General features: G+C 37.7%; 27 protein-coding genes. 4 read left to right on the top strand and 23 right to left on the bottom strand.

What is annotated here, in order from left to right; all coding sequences use genetic code 11:
• Window positions 1-103: 103 nt before the first annotated feature.
• From GD597_RS02340 to GD597_RS02330, 3 genes are all read right to left on the bottom strand, one after another.
• Entirely contained in the window at window positions 104-823 is a 720-nt protein-coding gene (locus tag GD597_RS02340; protein WP_171606203.1) for a LytR/AlgR family response regulator transcription factor, read from the bottom strand.
• Window positions 823-1,857: a sensor histidine kinase gene (locus GD597_RS02335; protein ID WP_171606202.1), complete on the bottom strand. Its 1,035-nt coding sequence runs from the start codon at window positions 1,855-1,857 to the stop codon at window positions 823-825. Before GD597_RS02335 ends, GD597_RS02340 begins: the two co-directional genes overlap by 1 nt.
• Before the next feature lie 251 nt (window positions 1,858-2,108).
• Window positions 2,109-2,966, bottom strand: a complete 858-nt coding sequence (locus GD597_RS02330) for a sigma-70 family RNA polymerase sigma factor (protein ID WP_171606201.1) — start codon at window positions 2,964-2,966, stop codon at window positions 2,109-2,111.
• A gap of 330 nt (window positions 2,967-3,296) precedes the next feature.
• Here GD597_RS02330 and GD597_RS02325 point away from each other — a divergent pair, with 330 nt between their 5' ends.
• Window positions 3,297-3,602 (top strand): ATP-dependent Clp protease adaptor ClpS, encoded by a 306-nt coding sequence (locus tag GD597_RS02325; RefSeq protein ID WP_235954162.1) that lies wholly within the window; start codon window positions 3,297-3,299, stop codon window positions 3,600-3,602.
• Between the two features lie 29 nt (window positions 3,603-3,631).
• Window positions 3,632-4,279, top strand: a complete 648-nt coding sequence (gene aat / locus GD597_RS02320; protein ID WP_171606200.1) for a leucyl/phenylalanyl-tRNA--protein transferase — start codon at window positions 3,632-3,634, stop codon at window positions 4,277-4,279.
• A gap of 174 nt (window positions 4,280-4,453) precedes the next feature.
• On the opposite strand, the gene GD597_RS02315 is transcribed toward aat, so the two are convergent.
• The 7 genes from GD597_RS02315 to GD597_RS02285 all read right to left on the bottom strand — a co-directional run bounded on the left by GD597_RS02315 (window position 4,454) and on the right by GD597_RS02285 (window position 10,959).
• Entirely contained in the window at window positions 4,454-4,909 is a 456-nt protein-coding gene (locus tag GD597_RS02315; protein ID WP_216368498.1) for a nuclear transport factor 2 family protein, read from the bottom strand.
• Window positions 4,910-5,013: 104 nt separating this feature from the next.
• Complete coding sequence (locus GD597_RS02310) at window positions 5,014-6,471, bottom strand: type III PLP-dependent enzyme domain-containing protein (RefSeq protein WP_171606199.1); 1,458 nt, start codon at window positions 6,469-6,471, stop codon at window positions 5,014-5,016.
• Window positions 6,472-6,720: 249 nt separating this feature from the next.
• Window positions 6,721-7,065: a 50S ribosomal protein L20 gene (gene rplT, locus GD597_RS02305; RefSeq protein ID WP_171606198.1), complete on the bottom strand. Its 345-nt coding sequence runs from the start codon at window positions 7,063-7,065 to the stop codon at window positions 6,721-6,723.
• 95 nt (window positions 7,066-7,160) lie between these two features.
• Entirely contained in the window at window positions 7,161-7,358 is a 198-nt protein-coding gene (gene rpmI / locus GD597_RS02300; protein WP_171606197.1) for a 50S ribosomal protein L35, read from the bottom strand.
• Between the two features lie 232 nt (window positions 7,359-7,590).
• A complete protein-coding gene (locus tag GD597_RS02295) occupies window positions 7,591-7,989 on the bottom strand; it encodes a group III truncated hemoglobin (protein WP_171606196.1) in 399 nt (132 codons plus the stop codon).
• 159 nt (window positions 7,990-8,148) lie between these two features.
• Complete coding sequence (locus tag GD597_RS02290) at window positions 8,149-9,498, bottom strand: dihydrolipoamide acetyltransferase family protein (protein ID WP_171606195.1); 1,350 nt, start codon at window positions 9,496-9,498, stop codon at window positions 8,149-8,151.
• Between the two features lie 192 nt (window positions 9,499-9,690).
• Entirely contained in the window at window positions 9,691-10,959 is a 1,269-nt protein-coding gene (locus GD597_RS02285; protein WP_171606194.1) for a CinA family nicotinamide mononucleotide deamidase-related protein, read from the bottom strand.
• A 98-nt stretch (window positions 10,960-11,057) separates the two neighbouring features.
• On the opposite strand from GD597_RS02285, the gene dacB reads away from it, so the two are divergent.
• Window positions 11,058-12,446, top strand: a complete 1,389-nt coding sequence (gene dacB, locus GD597_RS02280; protein ID WP_171606193.1) for a D-alanyl-D-alanine carboxypeptidase/D-alanyl-D-alanine endopeptidase — start codon at window positions 11,058-11,060, stop codon at window positions 12,444-12,446.
• A gap of 15 nt (window positions 12,447-12,461) precedes the next feature.
• Here dacB and GD597_RS02275 read toward each other — a convergent pair whose 3' ends face one another.
• From GD597_RS02275 to GD597_RS02255, 5 genes are all read right to left on the bottom strand, one after another.
• Window positions 12,462-12,878, bottom strand: a complete 417-nt coding sequence (locus tag GD597_RS02275; RefSeq protein ID WP_171606192.1) for an acyl-CoA thioesterase — start codon at window positions 12,876-12,878, stop codon at window positions 12,462-12,464.
• 224 nt (window positions 12,879-13,102) lie between these two features.
• Entirely contained in the window at window positions 13,103-13,567 is a 465-nt protein-coding gene (locus tag GD597_RS02270; RefSeq protein ID WP_171606191.1) for a hypothetical protein, read from the bottom strand.
• Window positions 13,568-13,916: 349 nt separating this feature from the next.
• Window positions 13,917-14,696 carry a leucine-rich repeat domain-containing protein gene (locus GD597_RS02265; RefSeq protein WP_171606190.1) on the bottom strand — a complete coding sequence of 260 codons (780 nt, stop codon included), beginning with the start codon at window positions 14,694-14,696 and terminating at the stop codon, window positions 13,917-13,919.
• A gap of 163 nt (window positions 14,697-14,859) precedes the next feature.
• Entirely contained in the window at window positions 14,860-15,195 is a 336-nt protein-coding gene (locus GD597_RS02260; protein ID WP_171606189.1) for an iron chaperone, read from the bottom strand.
• 6 nt (window positions 15,196-15,201) lie between these two features.
• Window positions 15,202-15,666 carry a hypothetical protein gene (locus GD597_RS02255; RefSeq protein ID WP_171606188.1) on the bottom strand — a complete coding sequence of 155 codons (465 nt, stop codon included), beginning with the start codon at window positions 15,664-15,666 and terminating at the stop codon, window positions 15,202-15,204.
• 708 nt (window positions 15,667-16,374) lie between these two features.
• Here GD597_RS02255 and GD597_RS02250 point away from each other — a divergent pair.
• Window positions 16,375-17,061 carry a hypothetical protein gene (locus GD597_RS02250; protein ID WP_171606187.1) on the top strand — a complete coding sequence of 229 codons (687 nt, stop codon included), beginning with the start codon at window positions 16,375-16,377 and terminating at the stop codon, window positions 17,059-17,061.
• Between the two features lie 228 nt (window positions 17,062-17,289).
• On the opposite strand, the gene GD597_RS02245 is transcribed toward GD597_RS02250, so the two are convergent.
• The 8 genes from GD597_RS02245 to GD597_RS02210 all read right to left on the bottom strand — a co-directional run bounded on the left by GD597_RS02245 (window position 17,290) and on the right by GD597_RS02210 (window position 24,871).
• Window positions 17,290-18,696, bottom strand: a complete 1,407-nt coding sequence (locus GD597_RS02245; protein WP_171606186.1) for a hypothetical protein — start codon at window positions 18,694-18,696, stop codon at window positions 17,290-17,292.
• Between the two features lie 207 nt (window positions 18,697-18,903).
• The gene (locus GD597_RS02240) at window positions 18,904-19,413 is read right to left on the bottom strand and encodes a hypothetical protein (RefSeq protein ID WP_171606185.1); all 510 of its coding nucleotides are present in this window, start codon (window positions 19,411-19,413) and stop codon (window positions 18,904-18,906) included.
• Between the two features lie 1,392 nt (window positions 19,414-20,805).
• On the bottom strand, window positions 20,806-21,357 hold the full coding sequence (locus GD597_RS02235; RefSeq protein ID WP_171606184.1) for a hypothetical protein: 552 nt from the start codon (window positions 21,355-21,357) through the stop codon (window positions 20,806-20,808).
• A gap of 149 nt (window positions 21,358-21,506) precedes the next feature.
• Complete coding sequence (locus GD597_RS02230; protein WP_171606183.1) at window positions 21,507-21,989, bottom strand: CPCC family cysteine-rich protein; 483 nt, start codon at window positions 21,987-21,989, stop codon at window positions 21,507-21,509.
• 255 nt (window positions 21,990-22,244) lie between these two features.
• Window positions 22,245-22,685, bottom strand: coding sequence for a DUF5990 family protein (locus GD597_RS02225; protein WP_171606182.1), 441 nt, complete (start codon window positions 22,683-22,685; stop codon window positions 22,245-22,247).
• Window positions 22,686-22,869: 184 nt separating this feature from the next.
• The gene (locus GD597_RS02220) at window positions 22,870-23,403 is read right to left on the bottom strand and encodes a DinB family protein (protein WP_171606181.1); all 534 of its coding nucleotides are present in this window, start codon (window positions 23,401-23,403) and stop codon (window positions 22,870-22,872) included.
• 197 nt (window positions 23,404-23,600) lie between these two features.
• Window positions 23,601-24,299: a hypothetical protein gene (locus GD597_RS02215; protein ID WP_171606180.1), complete on the bottom strand. Its 699-nt coding sequence runs from the start codon at window positions 24,297-24,299 to the stop codon at window positions 23,601-23,603.
• A gap of 188 nt (window positions 24,300-24,487) precedes the next feature.
• Window positions 24,488-24,871, bottom strand: a complete 384-nt coding sequence (locus GD597_RS02210) for a hypothetical protein (protein WP_171606179.1) — start codon at window positions 24,869-24,871, stop codon at window positions 24,488-24,490.
• Window positions 24,872-25,010: the final 139 nt, after the last annotated feature.

Here is a 25,010-nt window from a genome sequence, read left to right as displayed (position 1 = left end):
CAAAACTAATTACGAAAATATGTAACCAGGTATAAAAGCGATGAAACTGGAAAATGTTGAGACTTTTTTTACACAATCGAAAATTATAAATCAAATCAGTACCCTAAACTGTGTTACGGCCGGTTAAAAAAGTTAATGCATCACGGTAACTTTCGCCAACGGGCAATTCCAGATCATGAATAAAAACAGTATTTTTCATTACTGCAGTTATGCTTGCAGAGGAAACGATATAGGATTTGTGAATACGAATAAAATCAGTTTTTGGCAATTGGTCTTCCATACTCTTCATACTCATCCTGGTAATTACAGGTTTTGCCGGAGGTACCAGATGTATTTTAATATAGTCCTTTAAACCTTCAATCCAGGTAATATCAGCAAAAACAACTTTTACCAGTTTGTATTCTACATTTACAAAAAAATAATCTGGCTTTACTTCGGCTGTAACGGTTTCTTTACCTTTTTGTTTTAATTGAAAAATATCCCATGCTTTATTGCAACCCTTTATAAAACGTTCCAGAGAAACAGGCTTTACCATATAATCTGTAACATCCAGGTTAAAGCCCTGCAAAGCATATTTTTCGTAAGCTGTAATTAAAATAAACATGGGCTTTACAGCCAGACTTTGTATAAACTGTAAACCAGTTAGCCCTGGCATTTGGATATCAAGAAAAACAAGGTCAATTTCCTGTTCCTGTAATATTTTCATGGCTTCCAATGGATTGCTGCAGGATGCAACTAATTGCAGGTAGGGTACTTTACTTATATTATCCTCAAGTAATTCCAGGGCAAGCGGTTCATCGTCTATGGCCATACATCTAAGCATCAATGTAAATTTAATTGAAGTGAAATGGTAAACCAACCATCATTTTTATTGATAAGCAAAGTATGATTTTTGCCATATAATAAACTTAGCCGTCTTTCCACATTGGTTAATCCAATACCTGAAGTTTTATCTTTCTCCTCCTCAGCAGACGGGTTGAATTTATTGCGAACAGTAAAATACAACATATCGTTTTTGGCCCTTAACTCAATATCTATTTGGGCATTCTCTACTAAACCTGTACCATGTTTAAAGGCGTTTTCTACAAATGGTATAAGCAGCATAGGTTCAATATCGTAGGTGCCATCCAATTCTTTTAAGGAGGCATTAACGCAAACCTTATTACCAAATCGCTGTTGCTGCAAATCAATATAGCTTTGAAGGTACTCGGTTTCTTTTTCCAATGGTACCATGTCTTCATCAGTTTCGTACAACATATAGCGCATTAAAGAAGAAAGCTTGATTAAGGAAGGTTCCAGCTGATCAGATTGCTTCCGGGCTAATGCTACCATATTATTTAATACATTAAACATGAAATGCGGACTTACCTGAGACCGAAGAAATAAAAGCTCTGTTTTTAAATTTTCATTTTCCTTATCCTGCATCAACTTATCGGATTGTATCTTGTCGAGTATCATTCGGTATGCAGTACTACCCGCCAAAATAAACAAATAAGGAAAAGTATTATAAACAAAGAAATTGGGAATGCTGTAGGGGGAATGTCTTACCAGTAAATTAAAAAAAATATTGTTTATAACTGATATAACAAACAATAGCAGCAATTGTAGTATAATATAAACCCAGTATTTATGCTTGGTGAGGAATCGGGGGAAAAGTACCAGGGAATTAAGGTAAAAAAAACCTATCCAGATACAGCTTGTTACCATGTAAAACATAATAAACCCATCGTTTGGCGGAGGCTTATGCGGATCGTTACTGGAAGTGCGCATAAGAAATGGTAGCGTAAATATAACTGCCCAGGTGATTGTATGCAGCAATACAACTACCCACTTTTTATTGTACCATACAGGTTTCATAACACCAAAGTAATGAGATTTTTTATTTTTTAGTCGGCATTTTAAAACATTGCGACCAACACCTGATTATCATATACCAATAGTGGCCAGATATTAATTTTTGTATATAAGTGGTATGCTTTAGCAGCTGCATATTGTACTGAACGTACAAGAGTGCGACGCAAGTAAAGCTGCATACAGGTACCAATGCCGGGTATAAAACAAAAAACCTCCCGCAAAAGCAGGAGGTTTAAATAGATGCTATTGGTAATTTAACCTAAATAGGCTTTTAATGCATTGCTATAACGTGCTTTTTGTAAGCGCTTAATAGCTCTTTCTTTAATTTGACGAATACGTTCTTTGGTAAGATCGTATTTCATACCAATTTGCTCGATGGTAACGCCATTTTCGCCATCTAGTCCAAAATAGGCATTTACAATTTCTGCTTCGCGTGGGCTTAATGATTTTAATACCCTGCGAATTTCTTCACGTAATGAGTCTTTCATCACATCGTCATCGGTATCATCACCACCTTCCAGCAAATCACCCATGGCTACATCTTCTGCTTCGTGCACAGGTGCATCCAGCGAAGTATGACGGGTATTACTTTGGAAAATGTTGTTGATTTCGGTTTCGCTCATTTCCAGAATGTCTGCCAGTTCCTCGGTAGATGGTTCCCGCTCATGCTCCTGTTCAAATGCCATATAGGCTTTATTGGCTTTGTTGTAGGTACCAATTTTGTTTTGAGGTAAGCGAACCAATCTGCCTTGTTCGGCCAATGCCTGTAAAATGGACTGGCGAATCCACCATACAGCGTAAGAAATAAATTTGAAGCCCTTTGTCTCATCAAAGCGTTGTGCCGCCTTAATAAGGCCGAGATTTCCCTCGTTGATAAGATCACTTAGGCTAAGACCCTGATGTTGGTACTGCTTGGCAACAGATACCACAAAACGTAAATTGGCTTGCACCAATTTGTCAAGCGCTCTTTGATCACCCATTTTGATACGCTGTGCCAGTGTTGTTTCCTCTTCGGGAGTGATCATTGGAATTTTTGAAATTTCCTGCAGATACTTTTCTACGGCTTGCGAGTCACGATTAGTGATCTGTGTAGCGATTTTGAGTTGCCTCATATTGGATAATTACTATTTACTTGTTATTAAGACAGATTTTTGGTTGAAACAAATACAAACTAATTGTTATTCTTTATAAAAATAAAAATTAGCTGGCAAAAGTACTAATTTTTCTGCTAAGGATTTAAGAATTGTGTAAAAATGACGCTTTGATGGTAATAAGTGTTATTTATACACTACATTTTATACTCTATTTCTTATTTAAACGGCTGTTTAACAAGTAGTTAATGCCAATTTGATTTTCAAAATTGCCCATAAAAACCACAATTCCTATGCAGCAGGCATTAACAATTCTTAGTCTATTCTGCTTAATTGTATAATTTTACGGCTATGAATGTGATGTATGGACATACCTCAACAAACCCGTTTGAAGAAGAAGATATTGCGGTATTAACAGAAGTACAGCTTCCGTATAACCTTATTGTTTGGAATGATGAGGTAAATACTTTTGATCATGTAATTGAAACGCTGATTGAAGTATGCGACCATACACCAGAACAGGCAGAACAGTGTACCCTTATCATTCATTTTAAAGGTAAATGCGCTGTAAAAAATGGTGATTACCAAACTTTAAAGCCTTTAAGGGAAGCCATTTCTGAAAGAGGTATTGGCGCCACTATAGAACAATCCAAGTAATTTAATTTGCCCTCCGATTAAAGATAAACATGGCAATCCATATTTTAACAGAGCAGTTATGGTTCCCCCCGGTGGAAGATGCTGAAGAGGATGGGTTGTTGGCTGTAGGAGGCAACCTTTCCAAAGAACGCTTATTACTGGCTTATAAAAGTGGTATTTTCCCCTGGTTTGAAGAGAAAGTTCCTTTGTGGTGGTGCCCCGATCCCAGGTTTGTTTTATACCCTAAGCACCTTAAAGTAAGCAAAAGCATGCAGCAATTGTTTAAAAAGCAGGCTTTCGATTTTCGGATTAATACTGCATTTTCAGCAGTAATTCAACATTGTAAATCTACATTGAGACCGGGCCAATATGGCACCTGGATTACCAACGAGGTGGAAAATGCATACAATAACCTACACAAAGCTGGCTATGCGCATAGTGCCGAAGTTTGGCAAAATAACCAGTTGGTGGGTGGCTTATATGGTATAAAAATGGGTAAGGTTTTTTTTGGTGAAAGTATGTTTAGCCTGGTAAGCAATGCCAGCAAATACGCATTTATTAGCTATGTAAATCAATTGGTTACTGAAGGTATAGCATTAATAGATTGCCAGATATATACACCTCACCTGGAAAGTTTGGGGGCTACTATGATTAGCCGGGATTATTTTATGCTCTTATTGGATAAATACATGGTGTAAGCCGGCTGTAGATAATTATGGCATCGCCGCTTGCCACGCTCGGTTCAGGGTTCCGGGTATATGGCAGCATGTAGCACCATTTATGTTATTACCAAAACTGCTGCTTTATCATCCTGACGTACAAGTGTGCGACGCAAGTAAAACCGATGTAGCATCCGTAGCCGGGCTAATACCCTATTTACAACCTTCTTTTCTGCGGGTATCAATCAGATATTGAATTTTCCAGCTGCCATTTATTTTTACCAATTGATAAGAATCTACCCCGCAATGGCTAAACTGGCCTTTATAATAGAACTGATAGGGTGTCCAGGCAATAGCCAGATTACAATCAATTTTTATAAGATCAAAAGTTATACGCTCATCTGCAGCATCTTTGGGTAGCTGACTAATTGTTTTTGCAAAATCTTTAACTGATTCGTTTTCAATAGTTACATTCCCATTTTTCACTGCCACACCTTGCAAAATGGCACTATCCGCAAAGCATTGCATCAAAGTATTACCATCACCAGCTTTCATTGCAGCAAACATAGTATTGATAACTGCTTTTACCGATTCTTCGTCGGATTGTGCTTTTGATATTACTGAGAATACCAGCATAAACGAGCATAAGCAAATAACAATTTTTGGCATACCTTAATTTTTATTGAAATTAATTAGTTTAAATACAGTATCACAACCGCTTATAAAAAAAGCCGCTAAATAAATGTAGCGGCTTTTAAGTACATAAAAATAAATTATCGCATATAGCCCAAAATTTTAAGCATGCTTTGTGCAGTTTGCTCTTTGGCATATACCCAATCTACCAGTTTGCCGGTTTTGTCGTGGCCAACTATAATATGTTGAGGAGATGGTATAAGACAGTGTTTAATACCGCCATACCCACTAATCTGATCCTGGTAAGCACCCGTATGAAAGAAACCTACATAAAGCGTTTCCTTGTCGTTGGCAGTGGAGTAACCATTGGGCTGTTGACCGTTTAACCCTCCGGACTCTGTGGTTAATTTTGGCAAAAACACCTCATTTATATGTTCTTCAGAATCGTAATAATCATGGCTATCACAGGTAATGCCTCCCAGCACCACCCGTTGGTATTCATTCCCCCACTTATTTATGGGCAGCATCAGGAACTTTTCGCCAATTCCCCATGTATCGGGCAGGGTGGTAATAAATGATGAATCAATCATATACCATATTTCCCTGTCGTTCTGTACTTTTTGGCCAATTACACTGTAAATATGGGCCATGCTCTCCCCTACGGTAAAGCTGCCAAATTCAGTATAAATATTGGGCATAGGTACATTGGCTCTTTTACATCCCTTCTTTATATTACCAACAATTTCATTAATCATAAACTGGTAATCGTATTCAAAACCCAGTGAATGTTTAATGGGGAAACCACCGCCAATATTGATAGAATCCAGCTCTGGACAAATCTTTTTTAACTGGCAGTAGAGGTTAATAATTTTATTTAATTCACTCCAGTAATAAATATCATCCTTAATACCCTTATTAAGAAAAATATGCAGCATTTTTAGCTGAAACTTATGTTCAAAACCTTCAATTTGGTCTACATAAAACTCCAGTATATCTTTTGCCCTGATACCTAAGCGGGAGGTATAAAAAGGAAAGTTGGGTTCTTCTTCTGCTGCAATACGGATACCTAATTTAAAAGGGTGTTTAACACTTCTTTTATATGCTTCCAGTTCCTGAATATTATCCAGAATAGGAATAACGTTTTTAAAGCCGGTATTAATCAGTTTTGCAATGCGGGAGGTATAGCTTTTTTGCTTGTAGCCATTACAAATGATAAATGTATCTTTTGTAATCTTACGGCGCTGGTACAGTTTATTAATTATTTCAATATCGTAAGCATAAGAGGTTTCCAGATGAATCTCATGCTTTAATGCCTCTTCTACTATGAAAGAGAAATGTGAGCTTTTAGTACAGTAACAATAAAAATATTTACCCTCATACTTATGTTTCTTAAAAGCATTGGCAAACATGGTCTTGGCCTTATTAATTTGCTTACCAATTTTGGGCAAATAAGTAAGCTTCATGGGAGTACCATATTTCTCAATCAGATCTTTTAAATTCAGGTCGTTGAATTCAAGGTATCCATTGTCTCCCAAATCAAAACCATCCTGGGGGAAGTGAAATGTTTGTTTCACCAGACCGGTATAGGTATTATTCATTCTTTACGAAGGCATTTTTTGAATAAAAAAATTTTTGCAAAAGTAGCTTATTGCAATAATAATAGCAGAAAAAAAAGAAGCTGTGCAGCTTTCTATAGAAAATAATATAATTCCTTAACCTTCAACCATTACTGAGGGCGGAATAATGCTTTCAAACATTGTTGCCACTGGCTTAAACATCTGCTATAAGACATAAAAAAAAAGAGCCGGACACATTGTATCCGGCTCTTTTTGCAATAAAAACTTCAACTATTTAACTGAATTAACCAATGCAGTAAAGCTGGTAGGCTCATTCATAGCCAAATCAGCAAGCATTTTACGGTTAACTTCAATACCTTTTTTGTTTAGTTTATCAATAAACTCGCTATAAGTCATTCCTTCATTTCTTACAGCAGCGTTAATACGTGCAATCCACAACTGGCGGTATTCACGTTTTTTCAACTTACGGCCAACATAGCTGTAAGTCATACCTTTTTCTACAATATTCTTGGCAACGGTATAAACGTTTTTACGTTTACCATAATAACCTTTGGCCTGGTTAAGTATCTTTTTTCTTCTGGCCCTTGATGCTACGGCATTTTTTGAACGAGGCATAGTTAATTTTTTTAAATTCCGGTATGGGTGGCGTTTACTACCTTTTCCGAAATGATTTGTAAATTAATGTTAATCAATTCTTTCAGGAAAGTGGTTTATTTCAAACGTAATAAACGCATTACAAAATCCTTATTTGGCGCTGCAACGCTGCCTTTAATACGCATGGCACGTTTACGCTTTTTAGATTTTTTGGTAAGAATGTGACGTTTAAATGCTTTCTGAAAGGTGATTTCTCCTGTTCCTGTCACCTTAAAACGCTTCTTGGCGCTTGAGTTTGTTTTAACTTTTGGCATTATATAATCTGTTTAAGATTACTCCCTACTGGCGGCACTGCACTGGCAGCACACTTGATTAGGCCTTGTGGGAAAATTGGGCGGCAAAAGTAAGGGTTTAAATAATAACAACCAAACGCATATTTCAAATTATAAAAGGCGGTAGGGTAACCAGCTATATAGCCTTTGGCATCGGCGCTTGCCACGCACGGTTTATCGTTCCTTTTTCATAGCGGCATTTTATTGCCTATTCCTATTGTAAATTCGAATGCCCACTGCCCTGGTGCAGCACACTTAGCTGCATTACTGTTGCAATACTCACCGCCCTTTGTTTGGCCAAATTTGCTTTTTCCCCTTCAAATAATTCATCTACTGTTTGGGTAAATAACATTAGCCATTTGGCAAAATGATCCTGATTTAATGGCGATTTTTTATGTAACTGATTATGGGGTGTCATTGGATTTCCATTATAGCTGCCGGTAAAAAACAGCACGTTCTCCCAAAAATCATACATTACGGGCAGGTGTTTTTCCCAATTTATTTCTACCACTTCTAAAAACAAATAACCAATAACGGCATCCTTTTTTACTTTTTGATAAAAACTGTTTACCAATACAATAATATCTTCCCTGTTCTCAATATCTTTTTTCATAGTAATATTTTATACCTAAACCATAAAGCCCTTTTAAAAATATTGCCCAATAGCATTACTGCAGTACAAGAGTGCGACGCAAGTAAAGCTTAATCCGCGTACCAAGGCCAGGTTCATAAAAAAAGCCGGCATTAATAACCGGCTTAAGATAATTTATGTTTACCAGGTTCTTTCCAAATCCCAGGCTTCAAATTCTTTAGCTACCGCGGTTAAAAACGATGCACCTAAGCTACCATCTACTATACGATGATCATAACTTAGCGACAGGTACATCATATGCCTGATGCCAATGGTATCACCCTGTTCTGTTTCAATAACCACGGGCCTTTTCTTTATAGCACCTACAGCCATAATTGCCACCTGCGGCTGATTGATAATAGGCGTACCCATTAAACTGCCAAAGGTACCTACATTGGTAAGTGTGAAAGTGCCGCCATTGGTATCATCTGGTTTTAGCTTGTTATTACGGGCACTTTCGGCAAGACTGTTTACTGATTTACTTAAACCTACCAGGTTTAAATAATCGGCATTGCGTATTACAGGCACAATAAGATTTCCACTTGGCAAAGCAGTTGCCATGCCAATATTGATATCTTTTTTAATAATAATCCTATCCCCATCCAATGAACTATTAATCAGCGGGAAACGCTTAATAACCCTAGTAAGACAATCAATAAATATGGGGGTAAACGTTATTTTGGTATTCTCTCTTTTTTCAAATTCCTTTTTCACTTTTTCCCTCCACAATACCATATTGGTAACATCTGCTTCGGCAAAACTGGTAACATGCGGACTAGTTTGCTTGCTATCTACCATATGTTTGGCAATCAGCTTACGCATACGATCCATTTCAATAATCTCTACATTGCTGCCTGTATAATCCGTAAGTGGTTTTACCGAAGGAGCAGGTGCTGTAGCCGGAGCAATTACAGGGGCTTCTGTTTTTGGTAATTCTGCGATTGGCGCATCCGCTACAGCCACCACTACTGGTGCAATAATTGGTTGCTTTCCAGCTTTTTTATCTTCAATATATTGTAAAATATCCCTTTTAGTTACACGCCCTTCGTTGCCTGTACCCGGCATATTTTCCAGTTCAGACATACTTATGCCTTCACTATTGGCAATATTTAAAACCAGTGGAGAGTAAAACCGGTTGCCATTTGATGGGCCAGCATTTACCACGGTTTCTACCGGCACATATGGCAAAGCTTCAGCAGCTGCGGCAGCAGCTACTTCAACAACAGTACTTTCAGTTATAACAGCAGCAGAGGCTGTTTCAATACGGGCAATAGCAGCACCAACAGGTACCACATCATTTACATTAAACAAAACTTCCTGTAATGTACCGGCATAGGTGCTGGGCACTTCACTGTCTACTTTATCAGTAGCAATTTCCAAAATAGTTTCGTCCAACTTCACCGCATCACCCGGTTTTTTATGCCATTTTAAAATGGTGGCTTCCATAATACTTTCACCAAGTTTGGGCATTATCAGGTCAACAAGAGCCATGCTGATTTACATTTTATGATTAATAAACCTCTTCAACAATCCGGGATATATGTTTGCCCGGCAAATCCTATAAATTGAACACCGCTTGCGTCGCACTCTTGTGCGCTATAACACTGTGCAGCCAACACAGTAAAGCATTTAAAGTTACTTATAACAAATGGCAGCAATTTTTTAGATGCCAAAGGTAATAAATCAGGCCGTATCATTTTTAAGAATGAATAACCTTAAAAGATTCAGCGCATTTATTGCCGTTAATTCAATATTTCGCTCCCTGCTAAAACGGAAATGCAATTTTTTGGTTTCAACATGCCATTTATTTCCCACTGCCACCCAAACGGTACCAACAGGTTTTTCTTCAGTGCCACCATCGGGACCCATAATACCAGAAACTGCTATACCATAATCGGTTTGCATTAAATTTAGTGCACCCTGCAGCATTTCTATCACTGTTTGTTCGCTTACGGCACCATTTATTTCAAGTGTATTGCTGTTAACTTTTAATACATTTTGTTTTACGGTATTATCATAACTCACCACCGATCCTTTAAAATAGGCCGATGCACCTGGCAACGCCGTTATTAAATGGGCAATATACCCACCCGTGCAGCTTTCAGCAGTGGTAACCGATTTACCCTTTGCCTTTAATAATCGCCCTACAATCTCGTTCATGGCAATATCTTCATCGGCAGCAACAAATTCCTGAACTAACATTTTCAAGGCGGTAAATTGCTGTTCCAATAATGCATCTACCGTTTGCCTCTCTGCTCCATGAGCAGTTAAACGCAGCCTAACCATGCCATAATTGGGTAAATAGGCCAGCTTTACATTTTCGGGTAACACTTCCTCAAACGATTGTATCATATCTGCCAGGTAGGACTCTCCTACCCCAACAGTCAGCAAAGTGCTGTGGCCAATATAAGGCAGCTTAAACCGCTCTTTTAAAAGGGAAAAAATATGATCCGACATCAAGCCCTTCATTTCATGTGGTACGCCGGGTAAACTAAAAAAAAGTTTACCATTTTTCTCAAACTGCATACCGGGTGCTGTGCCTCTTTCATTTTTTAGCACGGTACAAACATCGGGTACTTCGGCCTGTTTTTTATTTCTATCCAGCAAGGGCATGGGGCGCTTAAACACGTGTTCAAATAAATAAGTTACATGTTCCAGCGTAGGCAAATCCATTACCATGGTACCCCCAAAATATGTACACAATAAAGGTTTGGTAATATCGTCGGCAGTTGGGCCAAGTCCACCAGTGATGAAAATAATATCTGAACGTAAAGCTTCCTCATCCAATGCCTGCCAAATATCCTCCCAAACATCTCCTACGGCAATTCTATGCTGCACCCAAACACCAATCTTATTCAATTCCTGCGCCATCCAGGCGCTATTGGTATCAATTACCTGTCCAATCAATAACTCATCTCCAATCGTAATAATGGATGCTGTAATTTTTGTCATATATACAAAGGGCATTTAAACAGTAGGCAAGCTGCTTTAAAACATTGGCTTTTTGCTGTGGTTGCCTTACTTATTTTTGTGCAAGGTAATTGATGAATATGAAAAGAATAAGTACGTTTTTTTTGTTTTGCGGTATAATTACGGCAAAAGCACAAACCATACCGCAGCAGTTGGCCAATGCCATCCAAAAAATGGAGCAACATCCGCAGTTTGCGCATGCTACTATTAGCCTGTACGTGGTGGAAAGCAATACCAATAAAATAATTTACGCCCATAACGAGCAAACCGGTCTGGCACCTGCCAGCACCCAAAAAATATTCACTTCCATAGCGGCCTATGAGCTATTGGGCAAGGGTTATGCCTATAATACCCCGGTAAGTTTTACGGGCAATATCAACAATGGGGTATTGCATGGCAACCTTATGCTAAAAGGCATGGGCGACCCAACCCTGGGTAGCTGGCGTTACCCGCAAACCAACAGGGAAGCTATCGTTGCATTAATAAAAACCTATTTAGCCAGGCAAAATATTCGCCAGATAGATGGTGATATTATCATAAGCAATGGCAGCTTTGCCTACCAGCCCTTACCAGGCGGCTGGATATGGGACGATATTGGTAATTATTATGGTGCCGGTAGCTATGGCTTTAACTGGAACGAAAACCAATACGATCTTTTGTTACAACCCGGCAAAAAGGTGGGCGATGTCGTTGCCATTACAGGTACAAATCCTGCGGTGGCAAATTTTACGATCAACAACCATTTAAGTACAGGTAAAGCCGGCAGCGGCGATCATGGGTATATATATCTTGCGCCCTATACCAATACTGGTTTTGTTACCGGTACTGTACCAGCAGGTGTTGTGCAATTTACCCTATCCGGCGCCTTGCCCAATCCGGCTTTGCAGGCGGGTAATGAATTAAAGGAATACTTTATAGCCCATAATATGCCAATTACCGGCAATGTGCAGGTAGTAAATAGTACCGACTCAACAGGCCCCAATATTGGTTATTTAACCTCCCCCCGGTTGGATAGTATGATGTACTTCTTCCTCCAAAAAAGCATCAATCTCTATGGCGAAGCCTTTATTAAAACCATGGCCGCCCAACAAACGGGTGAAGGCTCAACCGAAAACGGCGTTAAGCTATTACAAAATTTCTGGCAGGCCCGGGGTATAGATGCTTATGCCCTGCATATGCAGGATGGCTGTGGGTTATCGCCGCAAAACAGGGTTACCACTTATGCCATGGTAAGTGCCATGCAATATGCCCGCAACAAGGATTGGTTTAATAGCTTTTATGCCGCACTACCCTTGTATAACGGCACCAAAATGAAGAGTGGTACCATTGGCGGGGCCAAGGCATTTACCGGTTATCAAACGGCAAAGAATGGTACGGTGTATACTTTTGCTTTTATCATTAATAATTATAATGATGCGGCAGGATCTGTTGTGCCCCAAATGTTTAAGGTGCTGGATATACTAAAGTAAACCCCGACTACTCCTTTATTGGTTTGTAAAAAAAGGTACCAGTTTTTCTTTCATGGCAGGTGGAATAACTGTTTTTCTGCGGGTTTGTGCATCCAGATAATATAATACTACACGGCCTGCCGCCAGTAATTTGCCTTCCTCATTATATACATCCTGAAAAAACTCGCAGCGGTGGTCTTCGGGCAATTCGCGGAGGGTGGTTTTTACGGTAAGCAGGTCATCATAAGTTGCCGGGCGAAGGTATTTTATATGCAATTCTACCACGGGCATTATTACACCCGCCGTTTCCATATCCTTATACGAATATCCCAGCTGGCGTATGCTTTCTACCCTGCCCACTTCAAAATATTGAGCGTAATTACCATAATATACCACATTCATCTGGTCGGTTTCGGCGTAGCGTACACGTATTTGCGTTGTAGATTCGTACATATTGTTTTCTGCTTTGTAATGCCAACGAAGATAAAAGTAAATAGCTGTAAAATGTAGCTACCATTTGTTGGCCGGGCAAAGAATATGCATGGGGCTTTTCTTGCGTCGCACTCTTGTGCTTTCTGTAATGCAATTCAGCTTTTATTGATGGGGAGATTAAAGCGAAGGGCGGTTGGTCAGGCGACCAACAGCGTCGCAGCAATACCCATGTTGGGCGTTCGTTTTTAGTCACCAACTTCCTTTAAAGGAAAGAAAGTAAATTCTTGTTTATCAGTAATATAGAGAAATTCATGGTGCTTTTTATTTAACTTAGTTGGTTTAAAGTCGATTAAATACCATGAGTTAGGCTTAAGTATTCTTGGATATACGTCAAATATTTGTTGATATGAATTGTCACTTTTATTCCTTTCTGAAACTGTCCCGATGTATTTATACTCTTTGATGCTAATATCAAATAGCCCCCATATTGAATCGTTTATCCATTCATAGCCTTTATTTGGTTTGTCGAAAAAAAGTAAGTTGCTTAATTTTTCACTCTGAGCAAAGTCTGATTTTCTTCGCAAAACAAAACTCTCTTTTAGAGAAAAAATACGTGGAAGTTTATTTTCAGAAAAACTGTCCACTTTAAGCTCGTCAATTTGAATCCCGTTTTCAATATTGAAAGAGGTTTCCAAGAAGTTGTTTGTCATTATAACCTTATAATTATTTTTCGATTTACAGGAAGGTGTAAAAAGAATAATGATCGAGACTGTTATAATTAAAGTATTTTTCATATAAAATGACGCCCAACTCAAAAATAGGCAAAAGTCTTTCTATTCAAACCCAAATCCCCATTATCCACTTCCTAAAAACTCCACTAACTACTACCGTAAAACGGGTGCAACGGAATATGCATTGGGCTTTGCTTGCGTCACACTATTGTACTGTTGGATTATGAATTGGGCTTTTATTGTTGCTTAGATTAAAGCGTACGATATTGGTCAGGCGACCAATATCGGCGAGCAATGTTGCCAATGCGCATATTAGCCGCACACATTTCTACCAGAGCTTTCCGTCGTACATTTTCTTGTTATCAAAATCCCAGTCCATGAAAAAGCCAGCTTTCAAATTTTTATGTTTTGTTTTGATTTCTTCTCTGGTTACTTTGGGAATATTTATTGATAAGTCGAACCGTTCTAAACTTGTCATTTTTAAAATGCTTTCGTATGAATTGTCAATTACTGAAGCTGATGACAAGTCTAGATGTTTTAATTTATTTAAAGTCTCAAATGGTTTTAAGCTTTTAAGCCTTAAATTTCTTGATGCAAATGTGTCGCCACAAAGCTCAAGTCCAATCAACTGTGTCATATTGCCTAATATTTCATAGTTCTCAATTTTAAAGCAATTGTCAATTGATAAAATCGTCAGCATTTTTAATGACAGTAAAGGGGAAATATCTTTAAGTCGGCTGAACGAGCATATTTTCAAATTTTTAAGCTTTGTTAAGGATTTAATATTGGAAATATCTTCAACATTTGAAGTCCAAAACATAAGCCTTTCCAGGTTTTTCATTTTGCAAATTGCGTCAAAGAAATCTTGCTTCACTCTGTGTCTTACTGAAAGTACTTTGATATTGTCAAGCGTTGGCAAAAGTTGTATCCATTTATCTTCAATCTCTTGCCGTTGTTTTTGTGTCTTGCCAGGCAAATCCATTGCTAAAGTTACAATTTGTAATTCGGTTGTGTTGGAGACAGCATCGGTTATTTCTTGTACGTTTAAATAATTGGGTTCTGTTCCCTTACCTTGATAGAATTGATGAAGTTTGTAACGGTCAGTCATAATGTTGGGGATAACGGGCCTTGGCTTGGCGTTCAGTGTGGGGTAGAAAGTTCTACTGCTCAAATTTAGTACAAAAGTTCATCGAAAGTACAATTGCTGAACCTAGTACCAAAGCCACACTGACGTCAAGCCGCTGTTAGCGGTTCGTTGTTTATTTCTTAAGTCAATTCAATAACGATTTTAATCTTATAATTTTTTTCAACAAGTCAATAGGTAAAGCCTTGTCGTGAGGAAAATGTAAACTGTCCTTAGCTTTTTTTGCTCTATAGACTAAAATTTCATCTTCTATTTCTGTCAGCCCATAAACAGGATAAAAGCCAATATGTTTTTTGTACGCAGCAAAGTATAAATGATATTTACCAACTTTATAAGCTGGCATTTTATAGCGAATACTTTCTTCGGTGTCTGCTAATACTTCAAAAAATAGTTCTCGCATAATTTTAAGTCTTGATTGAATTTCAGGCTCAAACCGTGATATATAATTTTCAACTTCGTTCATTGTTCTTTATTTCTGGTCTTTAATAATATAAGTCCAAGTACCGCCTAACGTCAATTTTGGTTTTTTACTAAATATTTTCCCGTGTCGTTTTAATTCAACTGTGTCCTTGTTGTCAATAATAAAAACTTGTCCATAAGTTGGGGCTGATGCAAGAAAACGACTTTCAATTGTCGCACTATAATTTGCCTTTAAATTGAATGAGTATGTCATAGCTATTGTGTCCCAAGATAATCGTGGAACTACAAAAGGATGCTGATAATTCTCAGCCTTATTCAAATCATAAGTTTTTATTGAATCCCGAATTCCAAAACTATATTGAATATCTCCTGGAAATTTAAAATTGGCTGGATAGATAACTTTTATTCTTTTTTCAGTTTCTGTCTTGTTAGTTATTGCAAGCCCAATACCCGGGTCGCAAGAAGTAAAGCTAATTGCTATAAGAACAAATAATAGGATTGTCTTTTTTGCCATTTTGAAGGATGTTATTTAGGCTTGCCGCTACCCCAAAAATAGCCAAAAGTCTTTCTATTCAAACCAAATCCTCATTATCCACTTCCCTAAAAGCTCCATTAACTACTACCGTACAATTGCTCATGAACCATCGGTACACACAGGCACATGAAGGATAACGGTCAGACGGCTTTGAGCCGTCAGACCGATATTGCCATCTTCGCTTTGCCGATCATTGTTACTTCAGAGGAAGTGTGCGACGCAACACCGATGCCCAAATAACCTCCTGCCCGGCTCATAAAACTCCCGCCACTACCAACAGCAATTTACCATGCCAAGCACAAAAACTTAATAATTTCAACCGCAGCAAGGCCCCAAACAGCCTTTAGCCATAAAGAAGCCCCAAAACCGTCAAACTGGCTCCATTTGGTGCTTCGGGAGCTCCTTTTAGTGCTTTTGAAGCCCCTTTTCTGTCTTCTTGTCATCAATTTTAGTCTTCCGGAGCCCCACTCAGGTGCTTTTAGCGCCTTTTTTTGGCTTCGGGAAACGCTGCCCAAACTGCTAAAGCAGCTTTTTTTGGTTTGGGAGCCCCTTTTTTATCTGTTGCCCTTGCAAGGGCAGCTTTGCCTTAAGATGGCAGAAAAAAAATTTTAGCCCGTTTTTTTACAAATAAAAAAGCATTTGTACATTAGAAATACAATTAATCTTTCAACCAAAAACAAAACTACTATGTCAAAAAATCCCCCAATCCGAAACTACAACTTTACCGATGCAGACCTTAAACAAAGAGTTGACAGCCTTATCCTTAGTATTACACGCGACATTACAGACTTTAACAAACGTGGCGTAATCACCGCAACCCTGGATGCGCTTGCTGCTAAAAACGAAGCATTTGACAATTTACCCACCGACGAGGAATTGCTTGGCCAAAAAACTACCGCCACCGAAAACAAAGATGCCGCCGCCACCGTACTTAAAGCGCAAATACGCTCAATAAGAGGCATGGCAGACGATAAATTTAATGGCAAAGGCATTTACCGCAGTTTTGGCTTTGAAGGCATGGACGAAATGACCGACAACGATTTGCATCGCCTTGGCAAACGTGTATTTAGGGTGGGCACCGCCCAACAGGCAGCCATGCAGGCAAATGGCCTTACGGCAGAGGTACTTAACGCATTAAAAGATGCCACTGCTACATTCGACAACCTGATAGATGTACAGGACGATGCCATAAAAACACGGGATATTGCCGCCGAAACAAGGATTAATGCCGGCAACGAACTGTTTGCCGAATTCAGCCGACTGTGCAATATTGGCAAAAGCCTTTACCAGGATACAGACGAAGCCAAGTACAACGATTATGTAATAGACAGCAGTCCGGCGACGCCACCTACGCCACCACCACCCACTAATTAAAATAAAAAAGCCCTGCGAATAGCGGGGTTTTTTGTAGCCAATCTGTATATCTTTTTTTAGCTTTTCTTGCGTCGCACTCTTGTGCTTTCTGTAATGCTATGCAGCTTTTATGGGTGGGTAGATAAAAGTGAGGGAGGTTGGTTAGGGGGCTAAAGGTGGGGGGAAATAAAACGTTGAGCATATGTTCGTCGCCCCGCCATATTGCCAAACCGCCTGTTCTGTGAAGTTCTATTTCGGAACCTTTTGTCCATTCGAGTTAAATATGGCACAAGGATAGATTAAGCCGTATTCTTTATTGTCATTAAAATCAGAACGTTTAAAATTTAATGCAGTCAAATTGTCCATAATGTACAACAACACTGTATTGTCAGGCAAAAGAAACCAAATGGAACTGCTGTTGGTTGCATCGTTTATTTCAAAAAAGATTGCCTTTTCAATATAACTTTTGTCAAACCTGTAGTTGCATCCGCAGTCATTCTGCTGTGATGTTTTAATTGATTGGTCTATGTCGAACGTCATTTTAATATTATTTTTCTCAGACCACCTTAAACTTTCTACCCACTTGTCGTGCCTTGCCCAAGTTGTTGGGTTTTTGTTTACACTTTCAATATTATAATCGTTAATTCCTTTGTTGTTAAAATAGTAAATGTCAAGCCTAGATGTTGGATTTGCTTTTAAATAATCTGATATAAATTTTACGGATTGAATTCTGTTTACATAGTTGGTGTAATCATTTTTTATGCTGTCTCTGGAATAAATTGTGTTGCCGTATTTTGAAGCTAAAAAGACAAGACTTACATTGTCATACATTAAATTGTTTTTCAACACAATCTTCATTGTCTTAGGTTCATCCCATATATATCTGCCTCTTCCGTAAACTTCTTCAAATGAAACAACGCTAAAATCGCTTTTCAATTCGTTAATTTCATTCTGGTACGAATATGCCGATAACTTATACAAAGAAGCCATATTATTGTCAATAATCTTGTTAACCAAATATTTTTGCAACTTTTCTCCTTTGAGGGGTGCCTTTAATTTTTCTTTGGTTGAAAGAATGTCTTTGAGTTTTGTTTCAATATTAAAATTATAGAGTGTGTCGCCTGATTGATTTAACCAAGGCATTTTATAACCCCAAACATACTTTCTTGATTTTATTTCATTCGAGATTATCCCATTGTTATAGAATTTGATTAGGTATTCATTTTTATATCTGTGGTGCATTGTATAACCTTGACCACTTAATAGTAAGTCGTTTAGTTCTTCATTGTAGAAAGACAAATCTGTAAGTTTCTTAAAAATGAATTCTTTTTGTTGCTCATTCCAATCAATTCTATTTCTGTCCGAATAGAGACTAAGTAAATTTGCAGGATTGCTTTTTATCCAATTAGTGTCAAGCTCATATTTTGCTAGAGAATTATTTGTGTTACCTGGGTTTGTCAACTCGTTGAGCAACTCAAGAATTTTTGATTTAGCTATTCTGTCATCATTTAAGAAATACTTTTTGCCGTCAAGAATAATTGGGAAGTTGTCTGTGTGGTAAATATTGTCGCTGTCAGAGAAGTTATTAACGTAAGTATTGATGGTAATGACAACACTGTCAGGCGGTGTCTGTCCAACTGCTGAAAGAGAGGTCAATAATAGTATGATTGTTAGAATTCGCAAGTTCTCAAAGAATTACACTCAATTCAAATATATGCGAAAATTGCCATTAAAAGTAGCGTATATATACCCCTAAAAGCTGCATATACGCAAGTGCAATAACTACCCAAGGTAATTGCTGCATTACTTGTTATAGCAAAAGATTGCGACGCAAGGGAAGTTGAATAATTGTATGTATTTTGATTAATTACTGCTTGCAATAGATTCGAAAACTGCCTTTCTGAAATCCTCATTATTTTTTATTTGAAGTAAAAATAAATTCATTTCGTGTTGCCAACATGGTTCTTTAAGACCCATAATAACTTTGCCAACGGTAGTTTTTTTGATCAGGCATCCCTGAGTATCTATCACTTCTGAAGAATCATTTTTCAAAAGCTCTTTTATTTGTTCCAATTGATCACTTTTATTCAGATATAAACCCATGTAAGAAAATACGCGTATAGCTCCATGTCCATTTTTTGCTAACCCAACCATTTCGTCATTGGTGATTATTGAAAAAAGGCAAGTGACTCGATAAAATTGAATTGAATAAACTGGAATAATTGATGCAGAATAAATTGAAACAGAGGGGTCGTGAGCTATTTGTTGAATTAGGTAATTAACTGTATCAGACCGGCTATTTAAGTGAATATTGTCCTGCGCTCTTAACAATAGTGTTATGCAACAAAACATTATGGTTATTGTGTATTTCATTTTGGAAATATCTGAGTCTTATAACGCACAACGTTTTGCGGCCTTGCGTCCGTTTTTTTGCTAAGTCCAAGTTATGCATTTGAGCGTTACTGCGCAAAAAAATGGCGCAAGACCGCTGTTACCACGTCGTTTTTTGTCCGCAGTTAGCTTGCCGAGGTCCATTTTTGAAAGTGTCCGCAATTTAGTTGTCGTTTGGTCGATTTACGATTTCATACTTCGTATATCGAAATACTCTTGATTTGTCGGGCCACTCGTAAGATGAAAAATCTTTTGGAAAGCCTTTTGATTTGTAAAACTGTCCTGTGAATTTAACGACAGTCATATTGAATGAAATAGAGTCGGCTAACTTTAAAGAGTCGTTTGCGGGCTCTATAAAAATACTTAAGTCAGCAAGAGTGTCACCAGAGTCATGATATTTTCTAATGTCGTCCAATGTTGCCCAATTTGCACAGTCGCAACCCCAAGCTATATAAGAAAGTTCAATTGTCTGAGTTTTTTCGTCCAAGTGATTTGTCGAACACGAAACCAAACTAATTGTCAAAACTAATGTCAGGATGAGTCTCATGGTGGTCAAAATGGGTGGTAACTCAAATATATGCGAAACTTGCCTATAAAAGTAACGTATATATACCCCAATCAGCTACATATACGCAAGTTCAATAAAAACCCAAGGTAATAGCTGCAAGGCCGTTGGTCAGGCGCTCAACCGCGGGGGTGGATTTTTTAATAGATAAATTAGGTCTATGAAAATGTCATCATTATTGGTTTTCAAAATTATTTTATAATGAAGATTTTTTTCATCAAGATATTTAATTGAAATGGAATATGAAGAATCGAGAATTGAATGGGAATTGAATTTATAGGATATTACTGAATTTGTATTAGTAGAAAAGAAATTCGGTTTGCCCTCCAGGAAATTTTGTTGATATTGAATATTAATTGATCCATTTTCAATCAGGATTTTTTGAATGTAATTATCCGTTTTAAAATAAAAAATGAGAGATAAAATTAAAACCATAATTAATAATAAAGTAAGCATAGGAAAAATCGAATCATCTTTATGGAGTATAAATTGTAAACCACCCCAAAACAAAGTGTATGTAATGGGGTATGAAAATTTGTCTTTTAATATGTATTTGGTCATTTTTTTCAAATTAAGCCTTGTTTATTTGTGTAAATACTGTTGTATCCTTCGCTGATTTTGCACCCTACTAGCAGGGCTTTATGCAGGCTGGGTAATAGAATTCAGTCTGCCGAAAACCGCTACTGATTGAAAATATACAATTGAGTTTAAGAACTAAAGTTGAGATTCATTTTCCTGAACGAACCGCAGCTTGGATTTGCAATTAGCTGATATTGCATTGTCATACACAACATGCACAAAACCAAATGTTAGCTATCGTTTTTTTCTAGATGTCGTTTAAAAATCCATTTCACTCTTGATGAATTGTTTGGCAAGTGGTCTGTACAAAAGTTGCCTTCGCAAAATCCCAGTGTCCAGCCTGATGGCAATTTATAATAATAACCCCAGCCTGGCTCTTTAGTCAAATCTTCTTGAATGTTTTTTGGCAGTTCAGAAAACTTTGTTCCAACTTTATAACCTTCGGATGTCTGAAAGGCTTTGTCATTGGTGGCCAAATAAATTGTGTCGTTGCCACTTGTTACTAAGTCAAATTTGCAATCATTAATTTTTATAGTCGTGTATGGCGACATTTGTCCGCTTGATACCAAAGTCATTTTGCCAAGTGAAATGTTTGGCAGGGTGTCAAGCGCAAATTTAGTCTTGTTGATTTTAGCTGTGTCAGTTTTTCTTTTAGTGTCTAAATATATAGTCCTTGAAATTTCTGCCTTTGAAGTGTCTACCGACAGCGTTTTACCTTGTCCAGCGTCATTGCAAGAGCAAACTAAAAATATCAGAGTAGCAAATAGAACGAATAGTCTCATAAAATGTAAGCTAACGTTTTGCAGCTTGGCGAAGAAGCGGATTTCGAAGCACCAGACTGTCTGCCAGCACTGAACTTGATTCACAGCACAGAGCTTCATTTAAGCACTGAACCCGCTTTTTTGCCAAACGCCTGTTAGCGGTTCGGCTTTTATTTGTCGAATAGTTTTTCAAGTCCATTCACCCTGTTTTTAGTCAGCAAGTCAACAATTTCGTTTTGTAACCTAATTATTTCAAACTTTTCTAAATTATTTTGTTCAATAGAATTGTCTAGTTTTATAAATGTGCTTTTCAGAGTGTCAATTAAGTTGTCATCATTTACGTTTGCAGTTAATAGTTTTGTTTTTGCTTTTTGGAAGATTTCACGTCCTTCTTTAAGTGTCATATGGTTTGGTCCGCTTTCATTATTCTCTTCAAAGTCATCTATTCCATCGTCTTCCCAAAAACATATCGCACAAATGTCAAACGAATCCCTTTCGTCCAAAGTCAAGTAACCACAAACAGGACAAGAGTTCTTTAAAATGTCTTCGCTCTTAAGATCAGTTCTTTGTCTGCCGATTTTTAATGCAAAGTTTTTCTGAAAAAAGTCTCTTCGCTGATTGAAATTGTCGATATACTTTTCTTTGTCTTTCATTTCTGGGTTGTCTCTTAAGCTGACCGCTAACTCAAATATATACGAAACTTGCCAATAAAAGTAGCGTAAATATACCCCCTATTTACTGGATATACGCAAGCGCAATAACTACCCAAAGTAATAGCTGCATTACTTGTTACAGTACATGAGTGCGACGCAAGAGAAGTTGAATAATGAATAAATGCATGGCTAATACCGCCTGTCCAACTTGCATAAAACCCCATGCTACAGGCCGTTTGCAGTATTGCACTTTGCCTATACCTGTTTGAGATGCCAACCTGTAAATGGTTTTACTGTTGCGCAGTTTGGCCCGCCATCTTTGCCAGTTCCGGGAACAATTGCCTGCAGTATTGAATTGCCAGATAATGCATCTATATCTTTCCAGCTAATTCCAGATAAAGGAACTTTAAGTCGCCGGGACCAAATTGTGTCAAATTGGCCAGCAGTTTTTCCAATGTCAATGTATACAAATTTGCTATCTGCAGGGCCCTGAACAAAACTCCCTGCGAATTTTGGAAAGGCATCTATTGATTTATCACCTTTTACCTTGACTGAAAACGTAAAAGACAAATCATTGGATGTAGCCATTTGCTTTTGAATTGTTTCGTAATTGCTGCCAGATCCCTTTTGCAAACCAAAAACTACTTTTGGCGTGGGCTTGATAAGCATTATTTGGAGTGTTATTTCTGAGTCCATCGTTTTGTAAATGAAGTTTATTTAATTGGTATAATGTTTTTGGGCCTGGTGTTCGGGTGGTTTTTGGTGCACAAAACATGCTGCCGCACTGAATTTGAATGAAAGTATACAACCCCAGGTTTGCACTTCACCTCGCCTGACGCAAAAACCGTGATAGCGGGTTGTTGTTTTTCTTCGCTTATGTTTACATGCTATCTATTTGTATGTCTCCCGCTCTAAATGACCATTCCATATGTTTGTCAAGGTCTTGCCTTAACAGCATATTCAATTGTGCTGTATGGTGTTGGGTATGTCTCATATTGTAAAGTAAAATCTCTAAAATAGGATAATTCATATCATTTGGTTCATCTCCTTCTTTAAATCTTTCTTTTAGATTTTCTTCCGTTAAAGATTCAATAAGTAGCCTACATTTTTCACGACTTTGTTTAAGGTAGTCCACAATTTCTTGCTTGCTATAAATTTTATCTGGAATTAAATCATCAATAGCTTCTTTTGGTCTGTCTTTCTGTTCCTTTTGAGTAAAAGGAAGTGAAGGAAAAAAATCTTTTGGCGGTATGGTTAAATAGTAGTCAAGAAATATTGTGCTGTGAAAAGCGATATAATAAAATCTCAGATTTTGTTCAAAATAGTTATCGGGGCAATTTAAAACCACATTGATAAGCATATCAATGCTTGCTCCAAATTGGTTCCACACTATTTTTTTTGTTGATTTGTCCATACTCTGTCATTTTAAATTGCTGATGTTGTTATTTTGCAATACCCGCTAACAATATACAGATTTTCGATGGGAGGGCTTTTCACCCCAACCGTTATTGCAGATCGCAAAACTTTTGGCTATCAATAAATTGATTGAGGAAAGCAAAACCCCGTCTATTGCAAGGGTGCTGTTAGCGTTTCGTGCTTCATTTATGGTTGTCATTTTGTGTCGACCTGAAACCAGGGATAAATAAATTTGTCCGATGGTTGTAAGGTCTTTGCCAAACTGTCCCTATTCCAATTAATGTCTTGGTATTTGTATCTTTCAAAAAGCAGGTTGTATGCTGATTGGTGAAAACCAAGTCGTCTTAAAGTTTCAAAGTTATGTGTGGCTAGTTGTTTGATTAAGCTGTCAGTTTGATAGTCAATTTGCAAAAGTTGTAATAACGTGTCGTTTACTACAGATGCATTTGCGTCCTGCGAAGCAAGTCCTGCACTGATTGCCGAATTTATATCTTTGATAATAATGTAAACAACACTGTCATTTTTTTCCGCTTTTCGTCTTTGCCAAAACTCTCTGTAATACTTTCCTTGAATGTAGGTCTGGTTGTAAGTAAGTTCAAGGCTATCAAGCAATTGTTTACCTGGTCGGTTAATATAGATGTCTTGAATGATAAGTGGGTTATCATGAAGTAAATGGCCAGGAATGAGTTTTGTGTAACCAAACTTTTTAAAAGTTTCGTGAATTGTTAAAAGGTTTTCAGGTTTTCTAATCCACTTATTTGTCAACCAGTCGCCATTGCGTAACTCGAAAAAAGTTGGTTCGCTTTCAATATACTTTTTCCTGTCGTCAGTTGTCGGGTTGCAACTGGACAGCAGTAAAAAAAGACCTGTAAATATGCTTCTTGTTGTTTTCATAGCATGAACGCTAAGGTTGGTAGCTTTGAGCAGATGTGGAATTTTCCAACCTTCCACCCGGAACCGCAGTTGATTTTTTTTATTTGAAGTTAAAAACTAAAGCTGAAGATTAGTGATGCAGTTGGCAGAAATATTTTTATCCAGCCACCATTGCCCAAAACCGTTTGTTGCGGGTAGTTTATGGAGGATTATAATTCGCTATAAATAAGCACACCATCCGTTTTTATTTCAGCGATGTGTTTGGTTTTTGAAGCAGGGTCTAACGGTGTCCAATGTGAAATTGCAAGCAATTCAATTTTTTTACCAACAAGTTTTTCTTTGAGTACTTCAACTGAATAGCCGTAGTCAATTGCTCTGTTGATGTAATAATAATTATTGCTATTCTTTAGCTTAACTACAATATCCCCTTCGCCATCACCTTTTGAAACTTCTGAAACCACGTCTGAATATTTAATGCAATTACTTAGTGACGCTTTTGGTAATGGTTTTAAAGCAAGAAATGCAAACGCTAAAAAGAAGACCGTTAATAATACAAAAGAAATATTTCTGACTTTGAGCGATTTTACTGTCATAATATAGAAAATTTAGCGTGTTACAAAAAATAGGCTATAACGTTTTTCGGCTTGGCGAAGGGCGGGATTTTCAGCACAAAAGTTAGTTCGGAGAACTGAACTTTCGGTTAGCACAAAACTGTCAAGCGGAGACGAAACC

Source organism: Limnovirga soli (genome assembly GCF_013106755.1).
Lineage (GTDB): Bacteria > Bacteroidota > Bacteroidia > Chitinophagales > Chitinophagaceae > Limnovirga > Limnovirga soli.
The sequence above is the reverse complement of the archived record's forward strand: the minus strand, read 5'-3'. Positions and strand labels throughout refer to the sequence as shown.